The sequence below is a fragment of the Propionibacterium cyclohexanicum genome (assembly GCF_900111365.1).
Lineage (GTDB): Bacteria > Actinomycetota > Actinomycetes > Propionibacteriales > Propionibacteriaceae > Propionibacterium > Propionibacterium cyclohexanicum.
Genome location: NZ_FOGZ01000008.1, coordinates 25,307 through 48,118 on the forward strand (window position 1 = coordinate 25,307; position 22,812 = coordinate 48,118).

Annotated in this window: 23 protein-coding genes, 1 pseudogene and 1 riboswitch; of the genes and pseudogenes, 8 read left to right on the forward strand and 16 right to left on the reverse strand. The window is 68.0% G+C overall.

Annotated elements, in window-relative coordinates:
- Positions 1–5: 5 nt before the first annotated feature.
- Positions 6–644 (reverse strand): cation efflux transmembrane domain-containing protein, encoded by a 639-nt coding sequence (locus BMX93_RS05230; protein WP_091968730.1) that lies wholly within the window; start codon positions 642–644, stop codon positions 6–8.
- Positions 641–1,012 carry an ArsR/SmtB family transcription factor gene (locus BMX93_RS05235; protein ID WP_143052817.1) on the reverse strand — a complete coding sequence of 124 codons (372 nt, stop codon included), beginning with the start codon at positions 1,010–1,012 and terminating at the stop codon, positions 641–643. Before BMX93_RS05235 ends, BMX93_RS05230 begins: the two co-directional genes overlap by 4 nt.
- Before the next feature lie 409 nt (positions 1,013–1,421).
- Here BMX93_RS05235 and BMX93_RS05240 point away from each other — a divergent pair, with 409 nt between their 5' ends.
- Positions 1,422–3,164 (forward strand): ABC transporter permease, encoded by a 1,743-nt coding sequence (locus BMX93_RS05240; RefSeq protein ID WP_091968732.1) that lies wholly within the window; start codon positions 1,422–1,424, stop codon positions 3,162–3,164.
- A 13-nt stretch (positions 3,165–3,177) separates the two neighbouring features.
- Complete coding sequence (locus BMX93_RS05245; RefSeq protein ID WP_091968734.1) at positions 3,178–4,449, forward strand: ABC transporter ATP-binding protein; 1,272 nt, start codon at positions 3,178–3,180, stop codon at positions 4,447–4,449.
- Positions 4,450–4,548: 99 nt separating this feature from the next.
- On the opposite strand, the gene gap is transcribed toward BMX93_RS05245, so the two are convergent.
- The 9 genes and pseudogenes from gap to BMX93_RS13475 form a co-directional block, all read right to left on the reverse strand.
- The gene (gene gap / locus BMX93_RS05250; protein WP_091968736.1) at positions 4,549–5,553 is read right to left on the reverse strand and encodes a type I glyceraldehyde-3-phosphate dehydrogenase; all 1,005 of its coding nucleotides are present in this window, start codon (positions 5,551–5,553) and stop codon (positions 4,549–4,551) included.
- Positions 5,550–6,206: a TetR/AcrR family transcriptional regulator gene (locus tag BMX93_RS05255; protein ID WP_091968738.1), complete on the reverse strand. Its 657-nt coding sequence runs from the start codon at positions 6,204–6,206 to the stop codon at positions 5,550–5,552. Before BMX93_RS05255 ends, gap begins: the two co-directional genes overlap by 4 nt.
- Before the next feature lie 488 nt (positions 6,207–6,694).
- Positions 6,695–7,066 carry a fluoride efflux transporter FluC gene (locus BMX93_RS05260; RefSeq protein ID WP_091968740.1) on the reverse strand — a complete coding sequence of 124 codons (372 nt, stop codon included), beginning with the start codon at positions 7,064–7,066 and terminating at the stop codon, positions 6,695–6,697.
- Positions 7,063–7,503, reverse strand: a complete 441-nt coding sequence (locus BMX93_RS05265; protein ID WP_245725744.1) for a fluoride efflux transporter FluC — start codon at positions 7,501–7,503, stop codon at positions 7,063–7,065. Before BMX93_RS05265 ends, BMX93_RS05260 begins: the two co-directional genes overlap by 4 nt.
- Positions 7,500–8,027 (reverse strand): universal stress protein, encoded by a 528-nt coding sequence (locus tag BMX93_RS05270; protein ID WP_091968742.1) that lies wholly within the window; start codon positions 8,025–8,027, stop codon positions 7,500–7,502. Before BMX93_RS05270 ends, BMX93_RS05265 begins: the two co-directional genes overlap by 4 nt.
- Before the next feature lie 35 nt (positions 8,028–8,062).
- Positions 8,063–8,133: riboswitch (Fluoride riboswitch) on the reverse strand.
- A 255-nt stretch (positions 8,134–8,388) separates the two neighbouring features.
- Positions 8,389–8,523: a hypothetical protein gene (locus BMX93_RS13410; RefSeq protein ID WP_281245640.1), complete on the reverse strand. Its 135-nt coding sequence runs from the start codon at positions 8,521–8,523 to the stop codon at positions 8,389–8,391.
- Complete coding sequence (locus BMX93_RS12885; RefSeq protein WP_342735317.1) at positions 8,520–9,014, reverse strand: MFS transporter; 495 nt, start codon at positions 9,012–9,014, stop codon at positions 8,520–8,522. Before BMX93_RS12885 ends, BMX93_RS13410 begins: the two co-directional genes overlap by 4 nt.
- Positions 8,983–9,291 (reverse strand): glycerophosphodiester phosphodiesterase family protein, encoded by a 309-nt coding sequence (locus BMX93_RS13470; protein ID WP_342735320.1) that lies wholly within the window; start codon positions 9,289–9,291, stop codon positions 8,983–8,985. Before BMX93_RS13470 ends, BMX93_RS12885 begins: the two co-directional genes overlap by 32 nt.
- 14 nt (positions 9,292–9,305) lie before the next feature.
- Positions 9,306–9,542 (reverse strand): annotated as a pseudogene (locus BMX93_RS13475) (glycerophosphodiester phosphodiesterase family protein); the annotation flags it as partial.
- 190 nt (positions 9,543–9,732) lie between these two features.
- On the opposite strand from BMX93_RS13475, the gene maeA reads away from it, so the two are divergent.
- The 4 genes from maeA to BMX93_RS05300 all read left to right on the forward strand — a co-directional run bounded on the left by maeA (position 9,733) and on the right by BMX93_RS05300 (position 14,186).
- The gene (maeA, locus tag BMX93_RS13415; protein WP_218139227.1) at positions 9,733–10,782 is read left to right on the forward strand and encodes an oxaloacetate-decarboxylating malate dehydrogenase; all 1,050 of its coding nucleotides are present in this window, start codon (positions 9,733–9,735) and stop codon (positions 10,780–10,782) included.
- Positions 10,664–11,374, forward strand: coding sequence for a malic enzyme-like NAD(P)-binding protein (locus BMX93_RS13420; protein ID WP_281245644.1), 711 nt, complete (start codon positions 10,664–10,666; stop codon positions 11,372–11,374). Before maeA ends, BMX93_RS13420 begins: the two co-directional genes overlap by 119 nt.
- A gap of 145 nt (positions 11,375–11,519) precedes the next feature.
- Positions 11,520–13,538: an NAD(+) synthase gene (locus tag BMX93_RS05295; RefSeq protein WP_091968748.1), complete on the forward strand. Its 2,019-nt coding sequence runs from the start codon at positions 11,520–11,522 to the stop codon at positions 13,536–13,538.
- Between the two features lie 51 nt (positions 13,539–13,589).
- Positions 13,590–14,186, forward strand: coding sequence for a TetR/AcrR family transcriptional regulator (locus BMX93_RS05300; protein ID WP_091968750.1), 597 nt, complete (start codon positions 13,590–13,592; stop codon positions 14,184–14,186).
- 22 nt (positions 14,187–14,208) lie between these two features.
- Here BMX93_RS05300 and BMX93_RS05305 read toward each other — a convergent pair whose 3' ends face one another.
- The 5 genes from BMX93_RS05305 to BMX93_RS05325 form a co-directional block, all read right to left on the reverse strand.
- The gene (locus BMX93_RS05305) at positions 14,209–15,042 is read right to left on the reverse strand and encodes an amino acid ABC transporter ATP-binding protein (RefSeq protein WP_091968752.1); all 834 of its coding nucleotides are present in this window, start codon (positions 15,040–15,042) and stop codon (positions 14,209–14,211) included.
- Between the two features lies 1 nt (position 15,043).
- Positions 15,044–16,000 carry an amino acid ABC transporter permease gene (locus tag BMX93_RS05310; RefSeq protein ID WP_091968754.1) on the reverse strand — a complete coding sequence of 319 codons (957 nt, stop codon included), beginning with the start codon at positions 15,998–16,000 and terminating at the stop codon, positions 15,044–15,046.
- Between the two features lie 141 nt (positions 16,001–16,141).
- Positions 16,142–17,068, reverse strand: a complete 927-nt coding sequence (locus BMX93_RS05315; protein ID WP_091968756.1) for an ABC transporter substrate-binding protein — start codon at positions 17,066–17,068, stop codon at positions 16,142–16,144.
- 244 nt (positions 17,069–17,312) lie between these two features.
- A complete protein-coding gene (locus tag BMX93_RS05320; RefSeq protein WP_091968759.1) occupies positions 17,313–17,882 on the reverse strand; it encodes an isochorismatase family protein in 570 nt (189 codons plus the stop codon).
- A 184-nt stretch (positions 17,883–18,066) separates the two neighbouring features.
- Entirely contained in the window at positions 18,067–19,548 is a 1,482-nt protein-coding gene (locus BMX93_RS05325) for a helix-turn-helix transcriptional regulator (protein ID WP_091968762.1), read from the reverse strand.
- A 225-nt stretch (positions 19,549–19,773) separates the two neighbouring features.
- Between BMX93_RS05325 and BMX93_RS05330 the strand changes: the two genes are divergently transcribed.
- Together BMX93_RS05330 and BMX93_RS05335 are read left to right on the forward strand one after the other, a co-directional pair.
- Entirely contained in the window at positions 19,774–22,002 is a 2,229-nt protein-coding gene (locus tag BMX93_RS05330) for a 6-phosphofructokinase (RefSeq protein WP_281245642.1), read from the forward strand.
- Between the two features lie 60 nt (positions 22,003–22,062).
- On the forward strand, positions 22,063–22,704 hold the full coding sequence (locus BMX93_RS05335; RefSeq protein ID WP_091968764.1) for a DUF1707 SHOCT-like domain-containing protein: 642 nt from the start codon (positions 22,063–22,065) through the stop codon (positions 22,702–22,704).
- Positions 22,705–22,812: the final 108 nt, after the last annotated feature.

The window sequence follows — 22,812 nt, forward strand, 5'->3', positions numbered from 1 at the left end:
GTGAATCAGTCGTGTCTCACCGGGTCGCGCCCTGTCTGGCGCCAGGCCTCCAGCCCCTCGCGCACCGCGAAGACGGCAATGACCAGCCCCGCAAGCGGATCCGCCCATGTCCATCCCAGGGTGAGGTTGAGGAGCAGACCGGCGAGGACTGCCACCGACAATGCCGCACAGACCAGGGTCTGCGTGGAATCGGCCACCGCGGACGCCGAGCCCAGCTGTCTGCCGGCGCGCAGCTCCAGCACGCTCAATCCCGGCATGACAATCATGGACACCACCGCCGGGGCAATGCCCACCGCGGACTGCTCGGGTGTGCGCCGCCCGGCGAGGGTGAGTGCCGCGTCGAGACAGACGAACGCCGCCACCCCGAGGAAGGAGATGGCGATGAGCCGCAGGGCCGTCCTCTCCCGGGTTGCGGGATCCGGTGCCGCGAACTGCCAGGCGACTGCCGCCGCGGACAGGACCTCGACGATCGAGTCGAGCCCGAATCCCAGCAGCGCGGTCGAGCCGGCGGCCGAGCCCGCCGCAAGCGCGACGACCGCCTCGACCACGTTGTAGGCGACGGTCGCGGCCACGATCTGACGGATTCTGCGCTCGAGGAGACGCCTCCTGGCATCGCTCGGCGCGGCAGCGGTCGGGGCCGTCATGCCGATTCCCGGCTGCGCAGCGCGCCGCAGTCATGTCCGCAGTCCCCGCTGCGTCCCTGCCTGCTGCATCCACACGTGGCATGGACTCCCGTTCGCGCCCCCGCGTCGCGAAGGCAGCGATGGCCGGTGTCGACCGCCAGGACGACCTCGAAGAGGTCCGAGAGGGCCGCGCCGATGTGGGAATCGGCGAGTTCATAGCGGGTCGAGCGCCCCTGGGGCAGCGCCACGAGGATCCCGCAGCCCCTCAGGCAGGCGAGGTGATTCGAGACGTTGGTCCTTGTCAGGCCAAGATCATCGGCGATGGCGCCTGGACTCGCGGGCGCGTCGAGCACTCGGAGCAGGATCCGTGCGCGGGTGGGATCGGCCAGACATGGCCAGAATCATTAAGGCATGGAACGGCAGGATCCGTGCGCGGGTGGGATCGGCCATCGCACGGCCGATCCTCGTCATCGCGTCGAGCCTTTGGGAACTGGTCAGCACAGGCTGACCATACAGCGAGTGCCCACGCGTTCCCCGCGCGCCACGTCGCCATGGCGTGACCGGCGATCTGCGAGCACTCGAGCTGGCGACCCGGGGAATGCGGTGCTAAAATGTCGGCGCCGCCGGGTCGCCAGGGCTTCTGGCTCCGGCATGTGTGCTGCGCCAGGAGGTGAGAACGATGGACGCCGACAGTAGTAGTCCCCGATCGACATTCCATTCATCCCACCCCGTGCGGTGCACTCTCGACTGACCTGAGCGTCGGGCCTCCTCGTGCCGTACGGGCGATCGGAGGCTGTCATGACCCTCATCACTCCAACCGGACGCGCCGCGCGTCCCACCGACCGCACAGGCGGCGTGCTGGCCGATCTGTGCATCCTCATCGTCGCCGCCGCCCTGCTGTGGGGCCTCGTCCAGATGGGTCAGCGCGCCAGCGCGCCGGCCAGCATGGCTGCCGCGCAGGGCACACTCGACACGAACCCATGGCTGCTGCCGGGATACACCGGCCAGTCACTGGTGCGGATGTTCGCCGCCCTGGCGGCATCCGTCGTGTTCACCTTCGTCTATGCCACCGCCGCCGCCCGATCCCGGCGTCTCGGTGCGGTACTCATCCCGCTGCTGGACGTCCTGCAATCGGTGCCCGTGCTCGGCTTCCTCTCGGTGACGGTCACCTTCTGGATAGCGCTGTTCCCGGGCAGCCGGATGGGGCTGGAATGCGCGTCGGTCTTCGCGATCTTCACCTCCCAGGCGTGGAACATGACCTTTGCGCTGCACGACTCGATGATCGCCCAGAAGCAGGACCTCGTGGAATCCGCGCGCCTGTTGCGCCTGACCCGGTGGCAGCGCTTCTGGACGCTCGATCTGCCCGGCGGCATGATTCCGCTCACCTGGAACGCCATGATGAGCTTCGGTGGCGGCTGGTTCTTCCTCACCGCATCCGAGGCCATCTCCGTCAACGGGCACTCCTATGTGCTTCCCGGTATCGGCAGCTATGTGGCCGCCGCGTCCCAACAGCGCCAGCTCGGGCGGCTGTGCCTCGCCATTGCCGTGATGCTCGTCACGGTCTGGCTGCTCAACGCCGTCGTGTGGAGCCCCCTGTTGACCTGGGCCCAGAAGTTCCGCCTCGGCGACACCGGCTCCTCCGAGAACTCCCGCTCCGTGGTGCTCGATCTGCTGCGCCGCTCGCACCTGGCCGCCCTGGCCACAGCGCTCGGGCGGAGCCTCAGCGAGGTCTTCGACACCCTCACCAGGCCATTCGGCGCCGGGACCGGCTGGCCGGCAGCCGCCCGCCCGCGCCGGCGGGTGGGCGACATCGTGTGTGCCGCTGCCATTGCGGTGCCGTGCGTGTGGGGTGCCCTCGCGATGGTGGGCACTGTACAGGCCGGACCCGGGCTCGGGGAGTTCGGACGCGCCTTCGCGCTCGGGCTCGCGACCCTGGGGAGGGTGGTTGCGGTCATCGTGCTCGGGACCCTCATCTGGGTGCCGGTGGGTGCAGTGATCGGCATGAACACCAGACTGCGTACCATTGCCCAGCCCATTGTCCAGATGCTGGCCAGCTTCCCGGCGAACTTCCTGTTCCCCTTCGTGACGCTGCTGCTGGTCAGGCACCACTGGAGCCTGAACTGGGGCGGCATCGTGCTCATGGCGCTGGGCTCGCAGTGGTACATCCTGTTCAACGTCATCGCCGCTGCCAGCGCGATGCCGGCCGACCTGAGGGAGGCCGCCACGAGCCTAGGGCTGCCCCGCGCGCTGCGGTGGCGCACGCTGATCCTCCCAGCGATCTTCCCTGCCTGGGTCACCGGGGCGCTCACCGCCGCCGGCGGCGCCTGGAACGCATCGATCGTGGCCGAGGTGGTCAGCTATGGCGATACGACCTTGCGCGCCACCGGACTCGGGGCCTATGTCGCCGACGCGACGGCAGCCGGAGACTTCCCCCGCGTCCTCGTCGGAGTGCTCGTCATGTGCGTCTACGTCGTGGGACTCAACCGCCTCGTCTGGCGCCCGCTCGGCGCCCTCGCCAACCGCCGTTTCAGCATTGCGTGAAGGAGGATCTGCCATGACCAACCAGGCACTCATCGAAGTGGACGATGTCACCAAGGCCTTTCCCGCCCAGGAAGGCGGCACCTTCACGGTGCTCGACCACGTGGACCTCCGCCTCGAGGACGGCGAGATCCTGGCCATCCTCGGCAAGTCGGGATCGGGGAAGTCGACCCTGCTGCGCTGCATCGCCGGGCTCATCGCCCCCAGCGAGGGTACCATCCGTTACCGGGGAGCCGAGCTGGCAGGTGCCAATCCCGGCGTCGGCATGGTCTTCCAGACCTTCGGCCTGATGCCCTGGCTGGACGTCCGTGAGAACGTCGAACTGGGCCTGCGGGCGCGCGGCGTCGCCCGGGCTGAGCGCACCGCGCGCGCGGAGGAGCTCATCGATGTGATCGGGCTGAGCGGATTCGAGAATGCCTATCCCCGGGAACTGTCGGGCGGCATGCGCCAGCGGGTCGGCTTCGCCCGCGCCCTGGTCACCCAGCCGGATGCCCTGCTCATGGACGAACCCTTCTCTGCCCTGGACGTGCTCACGGCAGAGAACCTGCGGACCGAGATCGTTCGTCTGTGGTCCGAGCCCGACTTCCCCACGAAGAGCATCTGCATCGTCACGCACAACATCGAGGAGGCCGTGCTGCTCGCCGACCGTGTCGTGGTGCTGGGCTCCAACCCCGGGCGGGTGCGTCACGAGACACGCATCGATCTGGCACGTCCGCGCGAGCGCCGCAGCGAAGCGTTCGGAGCCTATGTGGACGAGCTCTATGCTGTCCTCACCGGTCAGCCGGTCGACCCCGCCGCGCCGGCCACGAGCCCGGCCAGCAATCCGCTGCCGCAGGCCAGCGTCGGCGGCATGGCCGGTCTCGTCTCGCTCGTGGCGGGCGGCCCGAACGGCGGCGACCTGGCCGACCTGGCGGCGAGCCTCAAGTTCGAGGTGGACGATCTGCTCCCCCTGGTGGACGGGGCGACGATGCTGGGACTGCTCCATGTGGACGCCGGGCAGGCGCAGGTGACCGATGACGGGCTCGCATGGGTGCGCAGCGACATCGACGAGGGCAAGCGGCTGTTCGGGCGGCTCGCCGCCCAGCGGGCGCCGCTCGTGCACGCCATATGCGCAGCACTGGATTCCAGCGATGAGGGCACCTTGCGGCTCGATTTCTTCCGCGACCTGCTGCGACGCTCGTTCACGCGTGAGGCGCTCGAGGAGCAGCTGGCAACCGCCATCGACTGGGGCCGGCATGGCGAGCTGTTCGACCTGGAGCCCGACGGCGAGGTGCTGAGCCGCGGGTAGCCGAACCGGACGTGCACAACGGATGGTCCCGGCCACCCACCCGCCCGAGGACGGGAAGAGCCGGGACCATCCGGTATCCGCTGGGTCAGTGACTCACACTCACAACTGCGCACCGATGATCTGCGAGAGCTCGACGAGCCGGTTCGAGAAGCCCCACTCGTTGTCGTACCAGCCGAGCACCTTCACCTGGGAACCGATGACCTCGGTCAACGGCGCGTCGAAGATCACCGAGTGCGGGTTTCCCACAATGTCCGAGGAGACGATCGGGGCCTGCGAGTAGGCGAGATAGCGGGAGAGTCCCTGGGACTCAGAGGCCGCCCGGAAGGCGTCCTTCACGTCCTGCTCGCTGACCTTCTTGCTCACCACCGCCGTGAGATCGGTGATCGAACCGACCGGTACCGGTACGCGCAAGGCGAAGCCGGTGAGCTTGCCGTCCAGCTCGGGGATGATCTTGCCGATGGTCCTCGCTGCACCCGAGGAGGTCGGGATGGTGGACAGCGCGGCAGCCCTTGCTCGACGAAGATCCTTGTGAGGTGCGTCGTGCAGACGCTGGTCACTGGTATAGGCGTGCACCGTGGTCATGAGCCCGCTCTCCAGCCCGAAGGCGTCGTGCAGCACCTTGACCATCGGTGCCAGGCAGTTCGTGGTGCACGAGCCGTTCGAGAAGACGTCCGCCGAGCTGACGTCCAGCCCATCGGAGTTGACGCCGAGCACGACGGCGGGCACATCGCCCTTGGCCGGAGCCGAGACGATCACCTTGCGGGCACCGCCGCTCAGATGGGCCCTCGCGGTCTCGGCAGTCGTGAAGCGCCCGGTCGACTCGATGACGACATCGGCGCCGACCTCAGCCCAGGGGATCTGGGCCGGGTCCCGCTGGGCGAAGACCTTGAAGGACTGATTTCCCACGGTGATCGTGTCGTCCCCGGCACTGACCCCGTCGAGATGACCGGAGATCGAGTCCCATTCCAGCAGGTCGGCGAGTGTCTGCACGTCGGCGATGTCGTTGACGCCGACCACCTGCACGTCCGCGTCGTTCTTGAGCGCGGCCCGCAGGTAGGTACGCCCGATCCGTCCGAATCCGTTGATGCCGATACGAATGGTCATGCTGACTCCTTCTTGTCGATGTGTTCGCCCCTGTCCAGGCCTGGTCCGAGGGCGGCTGTGTGGTTTCGAGGGGCTTTGGGCGCGGGGTCGCGACAGTCTGCCGCGGCATCGAGCAGCGCGACCGCGCCCCGCATGGCGGCGTCCATCGGGGCCTGCTCGCCCTGGGCACGGGAGAGCACATAGCCGCCCTGGAGGACTGCCTGGAGGGTGCTCGCCAGATCTTCCGGATCGAGCTGGGGCGGAAGCTGGCCGGCATCGATTGCCTCGCGGATCGTGTCGGCCCACAGCCGGTGCATCTGCTCGAAGGCCTCGCCCACCAAGCCGAGCAGCTCGGGATCGGCGAGGACCTCGGGGTCCTGGGTCATCCGGCCCACGCGGCATCCCTTGGTGCCGGGCCGAGGTGCCAGGAGGTTGGCCTTGAGCCGATCGAGGGGGTCGCCATCTGCGGTGAGGGTGGCATTCCTGGCCATCGCCGTATCGATGCTCAGGCGCATCGCCTGGACGGCGAGATCGTGCTTGCCGCTGAAGTGGTGGTACATGCTGCCCTGGCCCACTCCGGCAGCCGCCATCACCTCACGAGGGCTCGTGGCCGCATAGCCGCGCTCCCACAGCAGCGAGGCCATCGCCTCGATGAGCTTCTCCTTGGACCCCATCAGCTCCTTCTCCGCCCCCCGTGCCGAATACCGTGCCAGCCAGATTCCGCCATCCCCTCGTGACACCAGGACCGCAGGCCTGAATACCGACTCGCCAGCCAACCCAACTGTACCTACTAGTAGGTACAAACTCAAGACACCTCACCCCACGCCAGCGAGCTGCCGCGCTGGGGTCTCGGCCTGGGATCTTCGAGGCGCTAGCGGTCCGCGCCACCGCGACTCGGCTGCCTGCGGGGCCCCGCAGGCAGCCGTTCCCGGGTTGCCTGGCCCGGCGTACCCGGCGAAGGCGTGCTTTTTCTGCCCGAAGTTGGACCGCACAGCTCGCTGGCGCCGATTTCACCCGACTTGGGGCAGAAAAAGCACGCACAGGCGATCTGGCCAGCCAGCTTCTCGCCCCCCACACACCTGTCCGTGAGCTGCCCACTCACATACCTGCCCGTGGGCTGCCCTGTCTGCCTGCCCGGACCTTCTGCCGAGGCCACCCGCCCTCAGCCGATGAGCGCGCCGAGCCACCACCCGAACAGGGCCACTGCCACTGCGACGACCGCCATTGCGATCTGCAGCGTGACTGCCACCCCACCGCGCCCGGCCAGCGCGAGGCGCGTCACCTCGACATTGGCAGTGCTGAAGGTGGTGAATCCCCCCAGCAAGCCGGTGCCCAGCACGGCCAGCAGAGATGCCTCGCCGCCGTGGGCAAGGGCCTGGCCGCTCAGCAAGCCGAGCAGGAAGGAGCCGAGGACGTTGATGACCAATGTCCCCACGGGCACCGAGTGCCGCCAGAAACGCCCGATGAGCCCATCGAGCCGGAAGCGGCACCAGGCACCGATTCCGCCCGCGAGGAAGACGAATACCCAGCTCATATCGTCCCCTCGCGGTGTGAGCGCGCGCGCCGCGCCCGATGGTGGCGGTCGGCGGTCATCGTGCCGGCCAAGCAGCACAGGAAGCCACCGGCCAAGCTGGCCAGCAGATAGCCGAGGGCCAGGGCCCACAGCCCGGATCGCAGCAGGGAGACCGTCTGGACGGCAAAGCTGCTGTAGGTGGTGAACCCGCCCATCACTCCGGTGCCGACACCGAGCCGGAGCTCGCGCCGCCAGCCCTCGTCCGGGCCGGTGAGCACCAGCTCGCGGAGCAGCCAGCCAAGGATGAATGCACCGAGCAGATTGATCGTCAGCACAGTGGCCGGGAAGTGGCCGGCGTGATCGGGCCACCGGGCGGCAGCCAGCGCCCGCAGGAGCGTTCCGACGCCACCCCCGGCAATGACGAGCAGGCCGTCGGGGATGCGGTGCTGTGGGTTCACAGCAGGGGTTCCTTCCAGTCCACCACCGCCACCGGCACCAGAAGCACCGGCCGGTGCTGGTGATGGGACAGCTGGGCACCGACAGAGCTGCCGAGGAAGGTGCGCGGATCGCGGCGGTTCCGTCGTTTCGCACCCACCACGATGGCCGCTGCCTCCACGGTGCGGGCCAGGTGGGTCAGGGCCCGATCGGCTCGACCGGCGAGATAGCGGAACTGCCAACCGACCTCGCTGCCCGCGCAGAGTTCATCAAGGAATTCGTGCAGCTGCCGGTCACGGTCGTGCCAGGCGTCGTCCGGCACATCGGGGTCGATCTCGGTGTGCCGGACACTTCCGTCGGCGCGCTCCTCGACGGCGACCCGGGAGGGGTCTGCATAGCCGAAGTACAAGATGCTGCCACTCACCCGGGCCCACTCGAGTGCGGTGGCCACCACGAGCCCGGTCGTGCCGGGTTCGATGCCGACGACGAAAGGATGCCCAGCGAGCGGGACGATACGCTCCACACTCGGCTGCGGTGTCGTTGTCATGCGTTTCACCTATCCGGGGCACAGTCCGCCCCTCTACAGGAGCAGGAGTCATCAGCCGGACGGCGGTTCGGGCAGGGCCCTGGCGGAATCCATCGCCGCAACAAAGCCTAGCCGGGGCGAGCCAGTGACAAGGCCAGGACCGCGCAGTGGCATTCCCACTGGCCAGGCCAGGGCCGCTGGGTGACCGGGCCAGCGTGTCCCAGTGGGCCTCGCTGAGGCTCCGAGAGCAACCAGAGTGCCGCGCCGACCAGGATCCGCCGTCGGCCCTGCCGGGCCTCCGCGCGCCCAACGTCCCTCACAGCACATCGAGGGCGACGCCGCGGGCGTCAGGCCTCGCCGCCCAAGGATGCCAGCCAGCCCCTCAGGCCGTCGGGGCCGCGACCACCATGAGGACGCCCGCCAGGACGAAGGGGCCCGGATAGCCGAAGCGTCCCCCAAGAAGGCCACCAACGGCGAACATGAGGACACTGCCCAGGCTCCCCATGAAGTTGATCACCCATTGGCCCGCGAGCGGTGCGCGGATTCGGTGAGATCGGGCATGAGCGCCACCATGGGCGCTCGCCACATGGCCATCACCAGGGCATAGACAACGACAACGGCAATGAGTCCGGGGACCGCGGATTTCGGCACGAAGGGCATGGTGGCCAGCGCGACCGCCGCCACCGGAGCGCAGAAGAGCGCAAAGGGAATGCGACGGCCCCACGGGCTCATGGTGTGATCGCTCACCATGCCGATCAAGGGCTGGACAGTGAGGCCGAAGACATTGTCCAGGGCCATCACCGCCCCGATCCCCGTGGTCGACAATCCCGCTCCGCTGAGGATGAAGGGCAGATAGGCGTTGTAGGCCCCCAGGAGACGCTGATGGCGAAGAAGCCCAGACCGATGAGCACGAGTCCGACGAATCGCCGATGGGCCCGCCCAGCTGCCGGCGCACCTTCCACCTCCCGGACAGCTGTCATGAGCCACCGCCGTGCAGCTGACCGGCACGTTCGGCAAGCGCTCTGGCCGGATCGTCGGTGATGATGACGTCCACCTGGGCCGCGAAGAGCTGGCGCCATACAGCGGGATCGTTGACCGTCCAGGCGCGCACAGCGATGCCCCGCTGCTGGAAGCCGCTCAGGACACCGGGAGCCATGAGGTTGAGGTAGAAGGGGTGCACGGCCTCCATCCCCAGATGCTCGACATAGAGCCAGGGATCGACCAGGCCCGTGGTGTAGAGCGGCGCGAGCCGAGCCCCAGGATCGAGCTCGCGAAGGGCAAGCAGGCTGAAGTGGTTGCCAGCTCGGCGAGGCTCAGCTGCGCAATGCCCACCGTGGTGCCGTCGGGCCTTGTCACGGTCGGATCATGGCGCACCACCAGCTCGCCATCCCCGCTGAGGTGGACGTCGAGTTCAATGCCATCGGCGTGCTGCTCGACGGCAAGCTCGAAGGCTCGCATCGTATTGGCCGGGGCATATGCGCTGGCCCCGGCATGCGCCCAGATGGCGGTCATCCAGACGGGATCCATGATCGACATGGCCCATCCCTAACACCGTCCGATGAACGCCCGAGGGCAGGCAGATGAACGAGATGCGCAGCACCGCGAGCCCTGGTGCGTGGCGATCCGGTGTCTTTGCCCTGTTGTTAGCCTTCCTCTGTGTGCCCGCCACTCGGGCCGAACCAGCACCCGGGGCACAGTCACCACATGATTCTGGAGGTCATCCACCATGCCCACCGAGACGCCCACGGGGCCTGCGCTGCTCAACGATCCCGTCCTCAACAGGGGAACCGCCTTCACGCTCGAGGAGCGACACGAGTTCGGCCTCGATGGCCTGCTACCACCGGCGGTGGAGACGATCGACAGGCAGCTCGAACGCATTCTGCGTCACCTCGACTCCAAGTCCACCGACCTGGAGCGCTATATCTATCTCATCGGTCTTGCCGATCGCAATGAGACGCTCTTCTTCAAGACGATCATGTCCGACCCAAAGCGCTTCATGCCGATCGTCTACGACCCCACCGTCGGACTGGCCTGCCAGACCTTCGGCGACATCTTCCGCCGGGCTCGTGGCGTCTACCTGCCCCGGGACCGCACCTCGGAATTCGCCCGGATGCTGCGCAACTGGCGTGCCGACGATGTGCGCTTCATCTGCGTCTCCACCGGCGGGCGCATCCTCGGGCTCGGCGACCTGGGCCTCAACGGAATGGCCATCCCGATCGGCAAGCTGCAGCTGTACACCGCCTGCGCCGCGGTACCGCCGAATGTCCTCCTGCCGGTGCTGCTCGATATCGGTACGACGAACTCGAAGCTGCGCGCCGATCCCCTCTACCTCGGCTCGCGCACCACGCCGCCCACCGACGAGGAGCTGGACGAGATCACCGATGCCTTCGTGGCCGCGGCCAACGAGGTCTTCCCCGGCGTGTGCATCCACTTCGAGGACTGGAAGGGCACCGATGCCATGCGCCTGCTGGCCCGATACAGGCAGCGGGTGCGGTGCTTCAACGACGACATCCAAGGCACCTCGGCAATCGTCGTCGCCGGCCTGACGACAGCCCTGCAGATCAAGCACGAGCGCTTCTCGGACCAGCGCTTCCTGCTGCTGGGCGCCGGCTCGGCCGGCATCGGGGATCGCCACCATGCTCGTCTCCGCGATGACCATGGAAGGTCTCACCGAGAAGCAGGCCCGTTCGCGCATCGCGCTCATGGACGTCAAGGGGCTCCTCGAGTCCAGCCGCGACGACCTCAACGAGTGGCAGCAGCCCTTCGCCCGCCATGATGCCCCCAGCTCACAGCTGGTGGACGTCGTGAAGTCATTCAAGCCCACCGTGCTCATCGGGGTGAGCACCCAGGGCGGCGCCTTCGACGAGAAGGTCGTACGGGAGATGGCCTCGATCACCGAGCGCCCGGTCATCTTCCCCATCTCCAATCCCACCGACCACGCCGAGTGCACGGCCGAGCAGGCCTACACGTGGACCGATGGCAAGGCATTGTTCGCGGCCGGAGTGCAATTCGACACCGTGCACCTCAACGGCACGACCCTGTACCCCGGACAGGCCAACAATTTCTACATCTTCCCGGCGATCGGCCTGGCGGTCTATGCCACCCGACCCGCGCTCATCACCGACGAGATGTTCGTCGAGGCGGCACGGGCGGTGGCCGACCAGGTCTCGCCGCTGGCCCGGGAGCGCGGCCTGCTCTTCCCCGAGCAGACCAACATCCTGCAGACCGAGGTGACCACGGCGACGCGAGTGGCCGACTACATCTTCGAGACCGGCCAGGCCACCGTCGAACGTCCCGATGATGTCCGGGCATGGATCGAGTCGATGCTCTACACGCCGGAATACCTGCCACTGACGCCGCAGGACTGATCCGGCACCGGCACGTGGCGCGCGGGCCTGCCCCGAGGCGTACGATCCGGCGGGATGATGCGTCCCGCACCACTGGGTCGTACGCTCGGGGTCCGGACGCGCACAGCACACAGCACAGCTCGGCGCGAGATCGGATCGGAGTGCCATGGTCTTCTCATCCCTGTACGACCAGGGTTTCGCGCGCATCGCGGCGTGTACGAGCGCCACGACTGTTGCCGATCCCCTCGCCAACACTGCGCGCATCATCGACCAGCTTCGGCAGTTGAGCGAGCAGGGCACGGCGGTGGCGGCCTTCCCCGAGCTGTGCCTCAGTGGCTATGCGATCGATGACCTGCTCCTGCAAGATCCGGTCCTGGACGCCACGGTGGCGTCCATCGAGACACTGCGCGCCGCAAGCGAGTCCCTCCTCCCGTTGATCATCGTCGGAGCCCCGCTGCGCCATAGCAACCGGCTGTACAACTGCGCGGTCGTGGTGCACCGCGGCCGAGTTCTCGGCGTCGTTCCCAAGAGCTATCTGCCGAACTACCGCGAGTTCTACGAACGCCGCCACTTCGCCAGCGGAGCCGGCATCGACACGCAGATCACCATCAACGGCACAGCGGTCCCGTTCGGGCCCGCACTGCTGTTCGAAGCCGACGACGTGCCCGGGCTGACCGTCCACGTCGAGGTGTGCGAGGACCGCTGGGTTCCGGTGCCCCCCAGCTCGCTCGCCGCGCTGGGCGGAGCCACCGTCCTGGTGAACATCTCCGGTTCCCCCATCACCATCGGCAAGGCTCGCGACCGCCACATGCTGTGCGCCAGCGCCAGCGCCACCGACCTGGCGGCCTATGTCTACTGCGCGGCTGGCATCGGCGAATCGTCGACAGACCTGTCGTGGGACGGCCAGACGATGGTCTACGAGCGCGGCCAGCTGCTCGCCCAGACCGAACGCTTCCCCAGTTCACCGGGGTATTCACTGGCCGACGTCGACCTCGACCTCGTGCGCCAGGACCGGCTGCGCCAAGGCACCTTCGACGACAATGCGCGCCAGCAGGCGTCCAGCTTCCGGCGGATCGGCTTCACTCTCGCTCCACCCCGCACCGATCTGGGGCTGCATCGCGAGGTGGCGCGCTTCCCGTTCGTACCGGCCGACAGCGCTCAGCTCGACCAGGACTGCTACGAGGGCTACAACATTCAGGTCTTCGGGCTGGGTAAGCGGCTGGCAGCCATCGGCGATGCCAAGGTGGTGATCGGCGTCTCGGGCGGGCTCGACTCCACCCATGCCCTGCTCGTCGCGGCCAAGGCGATGGATCGCGCCGGGCGCCCCCGCTCCGACATCCTCGCATTCACGATGCCCGGCTTCGCCACCAGTGCGCACACCAAGGACAACGCGACCGCGCTGGCCACTGCGCTCGGCACCACCTTCGAGACCCTGGACATCCGACCGGCGGCCGAGCAGATGCTGCGTGACCTGGGGCACCCGACCGATGTCTACGACGTCACCTATGAGAACGTCCAGGCGGGCCTGCGCACCGACTATCTCTTCCGGATCGCGAACCAGCGCGGCGGCATCGTCCTGGGCACCGGCGATCTCTCGGAGTTGGCGCTGGGCTGGTGCACCTACGGCGTGGGCGACCAGATGAGCCACTATGCGGTGAACTGCGGCGTGCCCAAGACCCTCATGCAGCACCTGATCCGGTGGGTCATCGCATCGGATCAGTTCGACGAGCCGGCCGGACAGATCCTGCAGTCGATCCTCGACACGGAGATCACCCCGGAGCTCGTGCCGGTGGCCGAGGGGCACAGGCCGCAGAGCACCCAGGACACCATCGGCCCCTATGCGCTGCATGACTTCTTCCTCTACTATCTGCTGCGCCACGGGCTGCGCCCCAGCAAGATCGCCTTCCTGGCCCAGCATGCCTGGTCGGACCCCCACTCGGGCCCCTGGCCGGCCAACTTCCCCGCCGAGGAACGGATCGCCTATCGGCTTCCCGAGATCAAGAAGTGGCTGGCCGTCTTCTACCGACGGTTCATGGCCAGCCAGTTCAAGCGCACGGCCATCCCGAACGGTCCGAAGGTGCTTGCCGGGGGTTCTTTGTCACCGCGCGGCGATTGGCGTTCGCCTTCGGACGCCACGGCAAAGGTCTGGCTCGACGAACTGGCCGCGGTGCCCGAGGAGGGCTGAGCGGCTGCACGCCAGCGGCGGCCCGCGCACTGCGCTGGTACCCTCCGGGCCATGGCCCATCCCCGTGTCTACGATGCGCAGCTGCGGGCAAGACTGCTCGAGGGGGCGATCGCCATGGCGGACTGTGGAGGGGCGGCCGGCGTCTCGCTGCGGGCCCTCGCCGCGGACGCCGGCACGTCCACCAACGCCATCTACACCCTCTTCGGCGGCAAGGAAGCGTTGCTGCGGCTGGTCTTCAGATCCGCTGTGGACGATTTCGTGGCCGCGCAACGGGCCTTCGAGCGGACCGGCGACGCCCTGGCGGAGCTGTCCTGCCTGGCCCACAACTACCGGCGATGGGCCCTGCGGCATGCACCGCTGTACCACGAGATGCTGGGCTCCCATGCATCCGAGCGGCGGGGCGCCGAACTCCCGGCCAAGGTGGCCGGGGCACTCACCCAGCCCCTGCGCGAGGTGGTGGGGCAGCTGGTCGACGAGGGCATCTTCTGGCACTTCGACCCCAGCCAGATCGCCAGCTCCATCTGGATGTCCTGGCACGGCTTCATCTGCCTCGAGACGGCCCAGCGGGCACCTCGCGAGACGATGGACGCTCTCTACCAGATCCACCTCGACACGATCCGGCGCGGGTGGACACATACCCCGCTGTGAGCCCAGCCGGCCCAACCCCGCCTCACACCGCGCCGGAGGATCCCCTGGGGCTGGCGGGCGAGGAGACCATCCGGCTGAGGAACTGCTGGGTGCGCTCCTGGCCCGGATGGTTGATCACCTGATCGGGCGAGCCCTGTTCCACAACGACACCAGCGTCCATGAACACGACGTGGTCTGCCACATCGCGAGCGAAGGTCATCTCGTGGGTCACCACGATCATCGTCATGCCCTCCTCCGCCAGCTCGCGCATCACCGCGAGCACCTCACCGACCAGCTCGGGATCCAGCGCCGAGGTCGGCTCGTCGAAGAGCATGAGCTGGGGGTGCATGGCCAGCGCCCTGGCGATGGCCACCCGCTGCTGCTGACCTCCCGACAGCTGGGACGGATAGGCGTCACCGCGGTCGCCCAGCCCGACGCGCTCCAGCAGCTCGTGGGCCTCCTGCACTGCCTGGCCCCGCGGTGTGCGGAGCACCTGGGTGGGAGCCTCGATGATGTTCTGCACAGCTGTCATGTGCGGGAAGAGGTTGAAGCGCTGGAAGACCATCCCGATGGGACGCCGCTGCCGGGCGCGTGCTGCGTCATCGAGGGTGTGCAGGGTTCCCGCGCGATCCTCGTATCCCATGAGCTGATCACCGACGAAGATGCGTCCCTCGTCGATGTCCTCCAGCAGATTGATGCAGCGAAGGAAGGTGGTCTTGCCCGAGCCGGATGGTCCGATGAGACAGACCACCTCGCTCGGCGCGACCGCCATGTCGATGCCCTTGAGCACGCGATGGCGGCCGAAGCTCTTGTGCACGTTGACGGCACGCACGATCGGCGTGTCAACGGCCGGGCGCGTGGCCGGCTGGGTCGTCATCTCAGTGCTCCCCTGTCTTGTCGAGCAATCTGCGGGCCCGGGGATTCACGTCCTGCCTGCCGAAGCCTCGCCCGAAGCGGCGTTCGAGGAAGGCCTGGGCGACCATGAGGATCGAGCACACGAGCAGATACCAGATGGTGGCAGCCACATAGGCCGACATCACCTTGTATGTCCGGTTGGCGATGATGGTGGCCTGGTTGAACAATTCCATTCCCACCGGGATGGCGGTCAGCAGCGAGGTGTCCTTGATCATGGCAATGGCCTCATTGCCGGTGGGCGGCACAATCACCCGCATCGCCTGCGGAAGGACGATCCGCTGGGTGGTCTTGCGCGAGCTCATCCCCAGCGCCATCGCCGCCTCGGTCTGGCCGCGGTCCACCGAGACGATTCCCGCCCGCGCGATCTCGGCCATGTAGGCGGCCTCGGACAGCCCCAGGCCGATGGCCCCGATACCGATGCCGCTCGAGATGGTCCGCATGTCGATGTGCCACCAGGTCAGCTGGGTCTGCAGGCCGAGAATGCGCTCGATGCTCTGGCCGAAGGGCACGCCGACATCGATGCTCGGGTACAAGAAGATGAGGCCGACGCCCAGGATGGTGAGCAGCACATAGCGGGGAATGGCGCGGAAGAACCACGTGTACACCGCAGCCGTGTATTTCAGCACCGGGTTCGAGCTGAGCCTCATGACGGCCAGCAGGACGCCGAGCACGACGCCGATGATCATGGCGAGCACAGTGCCCAAGAGGGTGCCCTGGATGAGCCCCTGGACCATCGCCGGCTTGAACATGTAGCTGAAGGTGCTCGCCCAGTCCCACCTGGGATTCGTCACGAAGGAGTGCACGAGCATTGCCAGCAGAATGCCCACGACAACCACCGCCACCCATCGCCACGGGTGACGCACCGGAACGGCATCAATGCGGCCCGGTCGTTCCTCGGTGTGTTTCTGGTCGTCCTTCATGCTCACATCCCGGATATAGAAATCTGTGCGCCCAGGCCCTGCCGCAGCCCATGGGCGGGGATGACACCACACGATCTGGCGCCGGTCCGCCGCCACAACTGCCGGACCGGCGCCCGCCCTGACTCTACCGTGCTGCCCGCCTCAGCCGGCGACGGAGGGATTCACCGGGAACTCGCTCACCGCGCCGCTCGCATTCCCCCACTTCGCGAGGATCGCCTGGTAGGAGCCGTCGTCCTTCAGCTCGCCGAGTGCCTTGCCGACCAGTTCGGCCATCTCGGTGTCTTCCTTGGCGAACACGAGTCCATAGGGTGCCGCGTCGTAGATATCGCCCACGGTCTCCAGCGCCCCCTCGGACTGCTCCACCGCATAGGACGTGACCGGCGAATCGGCCAGCATCGCATCGGCCTTTCCGCTGACCAGGTCGGCGGTGGCCTTCGACTGCTCGACCTCGACGATCTGGTTGATGGCGGGCTTGCCGGCGTCCGTGCACTTCTTGTCGCGCGCCGCGAGGTCGTCCACCTGAACGGTGTCCTTCTGCACGGCGACGGTCAGGCCGCAGGGATTCTGCGGATCGACCTTCTTCGGATTGCCCTTCTGCACCGCCCACAGCGTGCCGGCCTTCAGATACTGCACCATGTTCACCTGCTGGAGACGCTCGCTGTTGATCGTGAACGAGCTGGCGCCCATGTCGTACTTCCCGGACGAGACGCCGAGGATGATGGTGCCGAAATCGGCATTCTGGAATTCCGACTTCAACCCGAGCTTCGCCGAGACGGCCGCCACCAGATCGACATCCATGCCGATCACCGTCTTCCCGTCCTCGGCAATGAACTCGTTGGGGGCATAGCTCGCGTCGGCACCGACCGTCAGCGTGCCCTTGCTCTTGAACTTCTGGGGCACCTGGCCGGCGAGGGCGGCGTCCGGGCTGACCGCAGGAAGAGCCGAAGACGCCGAGCTGGCGCCACTCGGTTCTGCCGGCGAGCCAGACCCGCTGCAGGCGCTCAGCGAGAAGAAGGTCAAGATGGCGACGCCAGCAGTGGCGGCGCGCAGCGACAGGGTGCGGGACATGGGGCTCCTTCGTGCGAATGACGTGGGGAAGCTTGCCACGCACGGCGCCGCATATTCTCGTGGTCCGGATGGCGAAGGCGAACTGTAACGAGCCTGAAACCTCCGATCGGCGCCCGGCACCGAAGATTCTTGCGCCTCCGCGGATCAGCGGCGGCTCGCATCTGCCCACCGGCCGGGAACGCGGCGGTGCCCTGACTCACACCTTCCCGGGTCCAGCGATGATTCCGCGGACCCGGACATCGGGTCACTCGGCCAGCTCGACGCCGGCCTGCGCAAGCTCATCGAGCGCCCGCCTGCTGGTGTCTGCGGCGACACCGACGCACAGGCCGGTGAGCAGGCGGACGGCGAATCCCAGCCGGCGTGCGTCCAGCGCGGAGGCCCGCACGCAGTGGTCAGTGGCGATACCGCAGATGTCGAGCTGATCGACCCCGGCATCGCGCAGGGTCTGCTCGAGCGTGCGACCGGAGGTCGTCGTGCCCTCGAAGGCCGAATAGGCGGGCACCCCCTGCCCCTTGAGCACCTCGATGTCCTTGCGGGCCGCCGCGAACGCCCCGGCGTAGTCCTGACCGGGGGTGCCGTCGATGCAGTGCGGTGGCCATGTGTCGACGAAGTCCGGATGCGGGCTGATGTGACCGCCGTTCGTGCTGTGCGGCTCGTGGTCGTCGCGGGAGGCGACCACCAGGACGCCGGGATCACTTCGAGCCACGTACTCGGCGATCCGATCGGCCAGCTCACGGCCTCCGGCGCAGGCCAGCGAACCGCCCTCGACGAAGTCATTCTGCACATCGACCACCAGCAGCGCCGTAGCGTTCATGGGCGTCCTCCTCAGCTGCCTCCATTGTCTCGCCGCGGGCAATCACCACCGCGGGCACTCACCAGCGCGGGGACCCGCGCAGCGGGCGAGATCACCAGATCCCCGCAGCGGGTGGGCGAGTGGTTGCCGGCGCCGCCCACGACGACTCTGTGAGACGACTCTGTGAGACGACTCTGTGAGCGGCTCAGCCGGATTGACCGGGCTCCCCCGCTGCGGGGCGCTGCTCCGGCCCCTCCACGAGCCCCGTCTCGAGCAGCCGAGCCTTGGCTTCGGCCCGTGACGAGACACCAAGTTTCCGGTAGAGGTGGCGGATATGGGTCTTCGCGGTGTTCGCCGAGATCCGCAACTCGTCGGCAATGTCGGTGAGTGCCAGATTTCCGGAGAGCAGCTGCGCGATCGCCTTCTCCCGTGGCGTGAGCCGGATGAAGGATGTCCCGGTCGCCGGGCCGGCCCCGTGCTCCAGGTCCTCGCGGATCTTGTCTGTCACCCGGGCAGCGAAACTGGGTTCATTGAGGTTGAGGCGATGCACGAGGACGCCCACGATCTCGGGGCTGAGCCCACGCACGGAGGTCACCCACCCCAAGGTGTGGCACAGGTGGATCCCCCGCGAGAACTCGGTGTCCGCCAGCTCGTGCAGACCCAGCAGCTCGAGCGCGGCCGCCCGCCGGACCCGCACCAGGGGCATCGTCCTGGGCGAGTGCATCGAATCCACCCGAAGGCAGCGCTCGGTCACCCGAAGGGCTTCTCGCGGCTCGTTGAGCTGAAGGTGCGCCGCGGCCCGCAGCCATTCGAAACACACATTGTGATCGGGCAGCGAGTGCAGGCCAGCCAGCGCGGTGGCGGCATTGCGTGCCTGCCCCAGCTGGAGCAGAGCCTCGGCCTCGGTGCGCAACGCCAGCGCACGGAACAGTGGCGGACAGCCCGAGATGAACACGCCGGAGACGAAGCTCTCCGCCTCGGCAACCGCCCCACGGGCGTCCCCACCGGCCAGCGCCGACCACATGGCCAGCAGTGAGGCCACCGCATTGTCGAGGATCTCGGGCCCAGTTGCCGTCGGCCCGCTCACCGCCGTCTCGGCGATGATGTCACCGAGCAGCCCCCGATCGGCTCTGTCGCTGGCGACGAAACCTCTCGAGAAGGCCACGTACCACGGGAGGACCCCGGGCTTCAGGACGCCGGTGCGCTCGATCTGCGTCCAACAGCTCCGGGCGGCTGCGAATCGCCCGTTGAGGGCCAGCGCAGCCGACATGAGCCCATTGCCCTCCACGAGGGCATCCGCATCTGCGGCCTGTTCGGCCTGGTCGATGGCGCTCTGCGCTAGCTCGGCGCAGGCCCGGCCGTGGCCCGACAGCAGATAGCTCTCGGCGAGCACGCAGTGACATTTCGCCAAATAGCCGGCATCCGCACCTCCGGCAGCCTCCCGCAGGTATTCGCGCGCCTCGTCGGCCGCCTTGACCGCCTCGGCAAAGTGGCCCGAGAAAGCCAGCGCCCGGGTCGCCGCAGCGGTGAAGCCAGCCCGCTCGGCCCGCGTCCATTCCGACCGGTCCTCGTTGCGTGCCGCAAGGACGACGTCGATGCTCCAGGCGTGCGCACCGCCGCTGCCCGCCAGCCCGGCGCCGATCAGCGCCCCTACCGACGACGACAACTCCGAGGACTGTCCCGTCATCAGAACCTCCCGGTGAGCATCGCATGAACTGACCGCCACGCCGTGTCTCGCAGCGAGCCACCCCGGCGCAGCGCCCAAACCTCGGAGTCGACCCGCATCTGGCGCGATACGACCATCCCGAGTCTAGGGACCTGAGGTGCCGCCGGCATCAGTCCCTCGCCCGAGGAGCCCGGGTGTGGGCGGATGCCGGTGCGGGTCCTTCCGCGGTGCGCAAAGATGGTGCTCGTGAGCCAGGCGACAGCTACTTCACCGGTCCGTATCGGGGTATTGACATCTGGCGGGGACGCGCAGGGGATGAACGCCGCGGTACGCGCGGTCGTGCGGACGGCCCTCACCCGCCACGCCGAGGTCTTCGTCATCTACGAGGGTTACCAGGGCATGATCGACGGCGGCGAGGGTATCCGCCAGTTCCAGTGGGACGACGTGGGGGCCATCCTGGGCAAGGGCGGCACAGTCATCGGCACCTATCGCAGCAAGGAGTTCCGGGAGCGCGAGGGCCGGTTGAAGGCCGCACGCAATCTGGTGGACCGTGGCATAGACCGGCTCGTCGTGGTCGGCGGCGACGGTTCACTGACCGGCCTGGACACCTTCCGCAGCGAATGGCCGGGCCTACTGGACGATCTCGTGAGGGACGGCCGGCTCAGCGCACAGCAGGTCGCCGATCATCCCGCGCTGATGATCGCCGGGCTGGTCGGTTCCATCGACAACGACCTGGTGGGCACCGATTCCACCATCGGCGCCGACTCCGCCCTGCACCGCATCATCGAGGCGATCGATGCGATCACGAGCACGGCGGCCAGCCATCAGCGCAGCTTCGTCGTGGAGGTCATGGGGCGCCACTGCGGCTATCTCGCTCTCATGGCTGCCGTCGCCGGCGGCTGCGACTATGTGCTCATTCCCGAGGATCCGCCGCAGCCGGGCTGGGAGGAGGACATGTGCGCCCAGCTGCGCCGCGGCCGCCAGGCCGGACGCCGCGAGTCGATCGTCATCGTGGCAGAGGGCGCCCGCGACCGTGACGGTAAGCCCATCACCTCCAGCTATGTGCGCGACACGATCGACCGGATCAATCACGAGGACGCGCGCGTCACCATCCTCGGCCACGTGCAGCGTGGCGGCAGGCCGAGCGCCTTCGACCGCTGGGCAAGCACCTGGCTGGGTTACGAAGCTGCCCAGCAGGTGATCAACTCGGACAAGGACTCCCCCGCGATGGTGCTGGGCATGCGTGGCGCGGCAGTGGTCCGCCTGCCCCTCATGGACGCGGTGAGCGCCACCCGGCGGGTGCCCGAGCTCATCGAGGCCCGCAAGTACGAGGACGCCATGGCGCTGCGCAGCGCCGACTTCACCGAGATGGTGAAGATCTTCGAGGAACTGGCCCACCCGCTCCATGTCACCACCACCGCGGGTAGCCCGCGGATCGCCATCGTGCACCTGGGCGGCCTTGCCCCGGGCATGAACACCGCAGCGCGGGCGGCGGTGAGACTGGGGATCGCCCGCGATTTCACGATGCTCGGGGTGCGCAATGGGTTCGCCGGGCTGCTCAAGGGCGAGATCGACGAACTCGGCTGGGAGGACGTCGAGGGCTGGACGGGCGAGGGCGGCGCCGAGCTGGGGCTGCGCCGCACAGTGCCGCCACTGGGCGACTACTACGCCATCAGCCGCGCCCTGGAGGAGAACCAGATCGCCGGACTGCTCGTGATCGGCGGCTGGAATGCCTACATCGCAGCCTTCCAGATCCATCGCGAGGCGGAGCGCTACCCGGGTTTCCGCATCCCGATCGTCTGCGTGCCGGCAAGCATCGACAACAACCTGCCAGGCAGCGATCAGGCAATCGGGGCGGACACCGCCCTCAATGAGATCACCGACGACATCGACCGCATCAAGCAGTCGGGCGCGGCAACCACCAGGTCGTTCGTCATCGAGACGATGGGCCGCCGATGCGGCTATCTTGCGCTCATGGGGGGCATGGCCGGTGGTGCGGAGCGGGTCTACCTGCACGAGGACGGCATCACTCTCGACCAGCTGAATAAGGATGTGAAGTGGCTGCGGATGTCCTTCGAGCGCGGCCGCAGGCTATTCGTCGCGGTACGTTCGGAGATGGCCAGCGATGCCTATACCAGCGACTTCCTGGCCCGGCTGTTCGAGGGCGAGAGTCACGGGCTCTATGACGTGCGGATGAACATCATCGGGCACGTGCAGCAGGGTGGTGAGCCCAGTCCGGCCGATCGCCTCCTCGCCACCCGGATGGTCTCCCATGCCCTCGACGTCCTCAAGGGCGAGCTGGATGCCCACAGCACCGGCAGCTGGTTCGTCGGCCTCCATGAGTCGCAGGTCCAGGCGCAGCCGCTGCGCCACATGGAGGACCAGGTGGACATCGGCAACCGGCGCCCCCGCTACCAGTGGTGGATGAAGCTGCGGCCGGTGAGCGAGGCGGTGAGCGGCGAGCCCCTCGAATGAGGAGGAGCAGGAGGTGATGCGCCGCCCCGCTCCCGGGCGCCGGGCCGATAGCCTGGAGTCATGGACGCCTCAGACGCCGGCTCAGACAGCGCCGTTCCCGCTCCCGCAGCTCAGCGGATCCGCGCCTCGGATCAGGACCGAACCACCACGGTGGCAACTCTCGGCGACGCCTACGCCGAGGGCCGGCTGGATTATGCCGAGTTCCAGGAACGCAGCGAGAAGGCCTGGCAGTCGGTCTTCACGAGCGAGCTCCAGGGTCTCGTGAGGGACCTGCGGCCGGCTGCCGCCGAGCATCCTGGCTCGATCGCCAGCGCGGGGCACCGGCTCGCGCGAGCCGGCGGCGCACCCGGCCCCGGGATCTCCTTCGCGATGATGAGCGGCCAGGAACGCAGCGGGCGGTGGAACTGTCCTGCCCAGCACACGGTCATCACGACGATGGGCGGGGTGGATCTCGATCTTCGCCAAGCGGTCTTCGAGTCGGCCGACACCACGATCACCTGCATCTGCCTCATGGGCGGGGTGAGCATCACGGTGCCCGATGATGTCGACATCGACGTAAGCGGCCTGGGGCTGATGGGCGGCTTCGGGAGCAGCAGGAAGGCCCGTGAGGTGGTGCGCCCCAAGGATGGCGTCCGCGTCCGGATCAACGGCGTCGCCATCATGGGGGGCGTCGAGATCACCCGCAAGGACGAGGAAGGCTAGACACCCGCCCAGGGCCCCCGACCAGGCGGGCGGGCGAGATCACGAGCACAGGCGCCCGACCAGGCGGGCGGGCGAGATCACGAGCACAGGCGCCCGACCAGGCGGGCG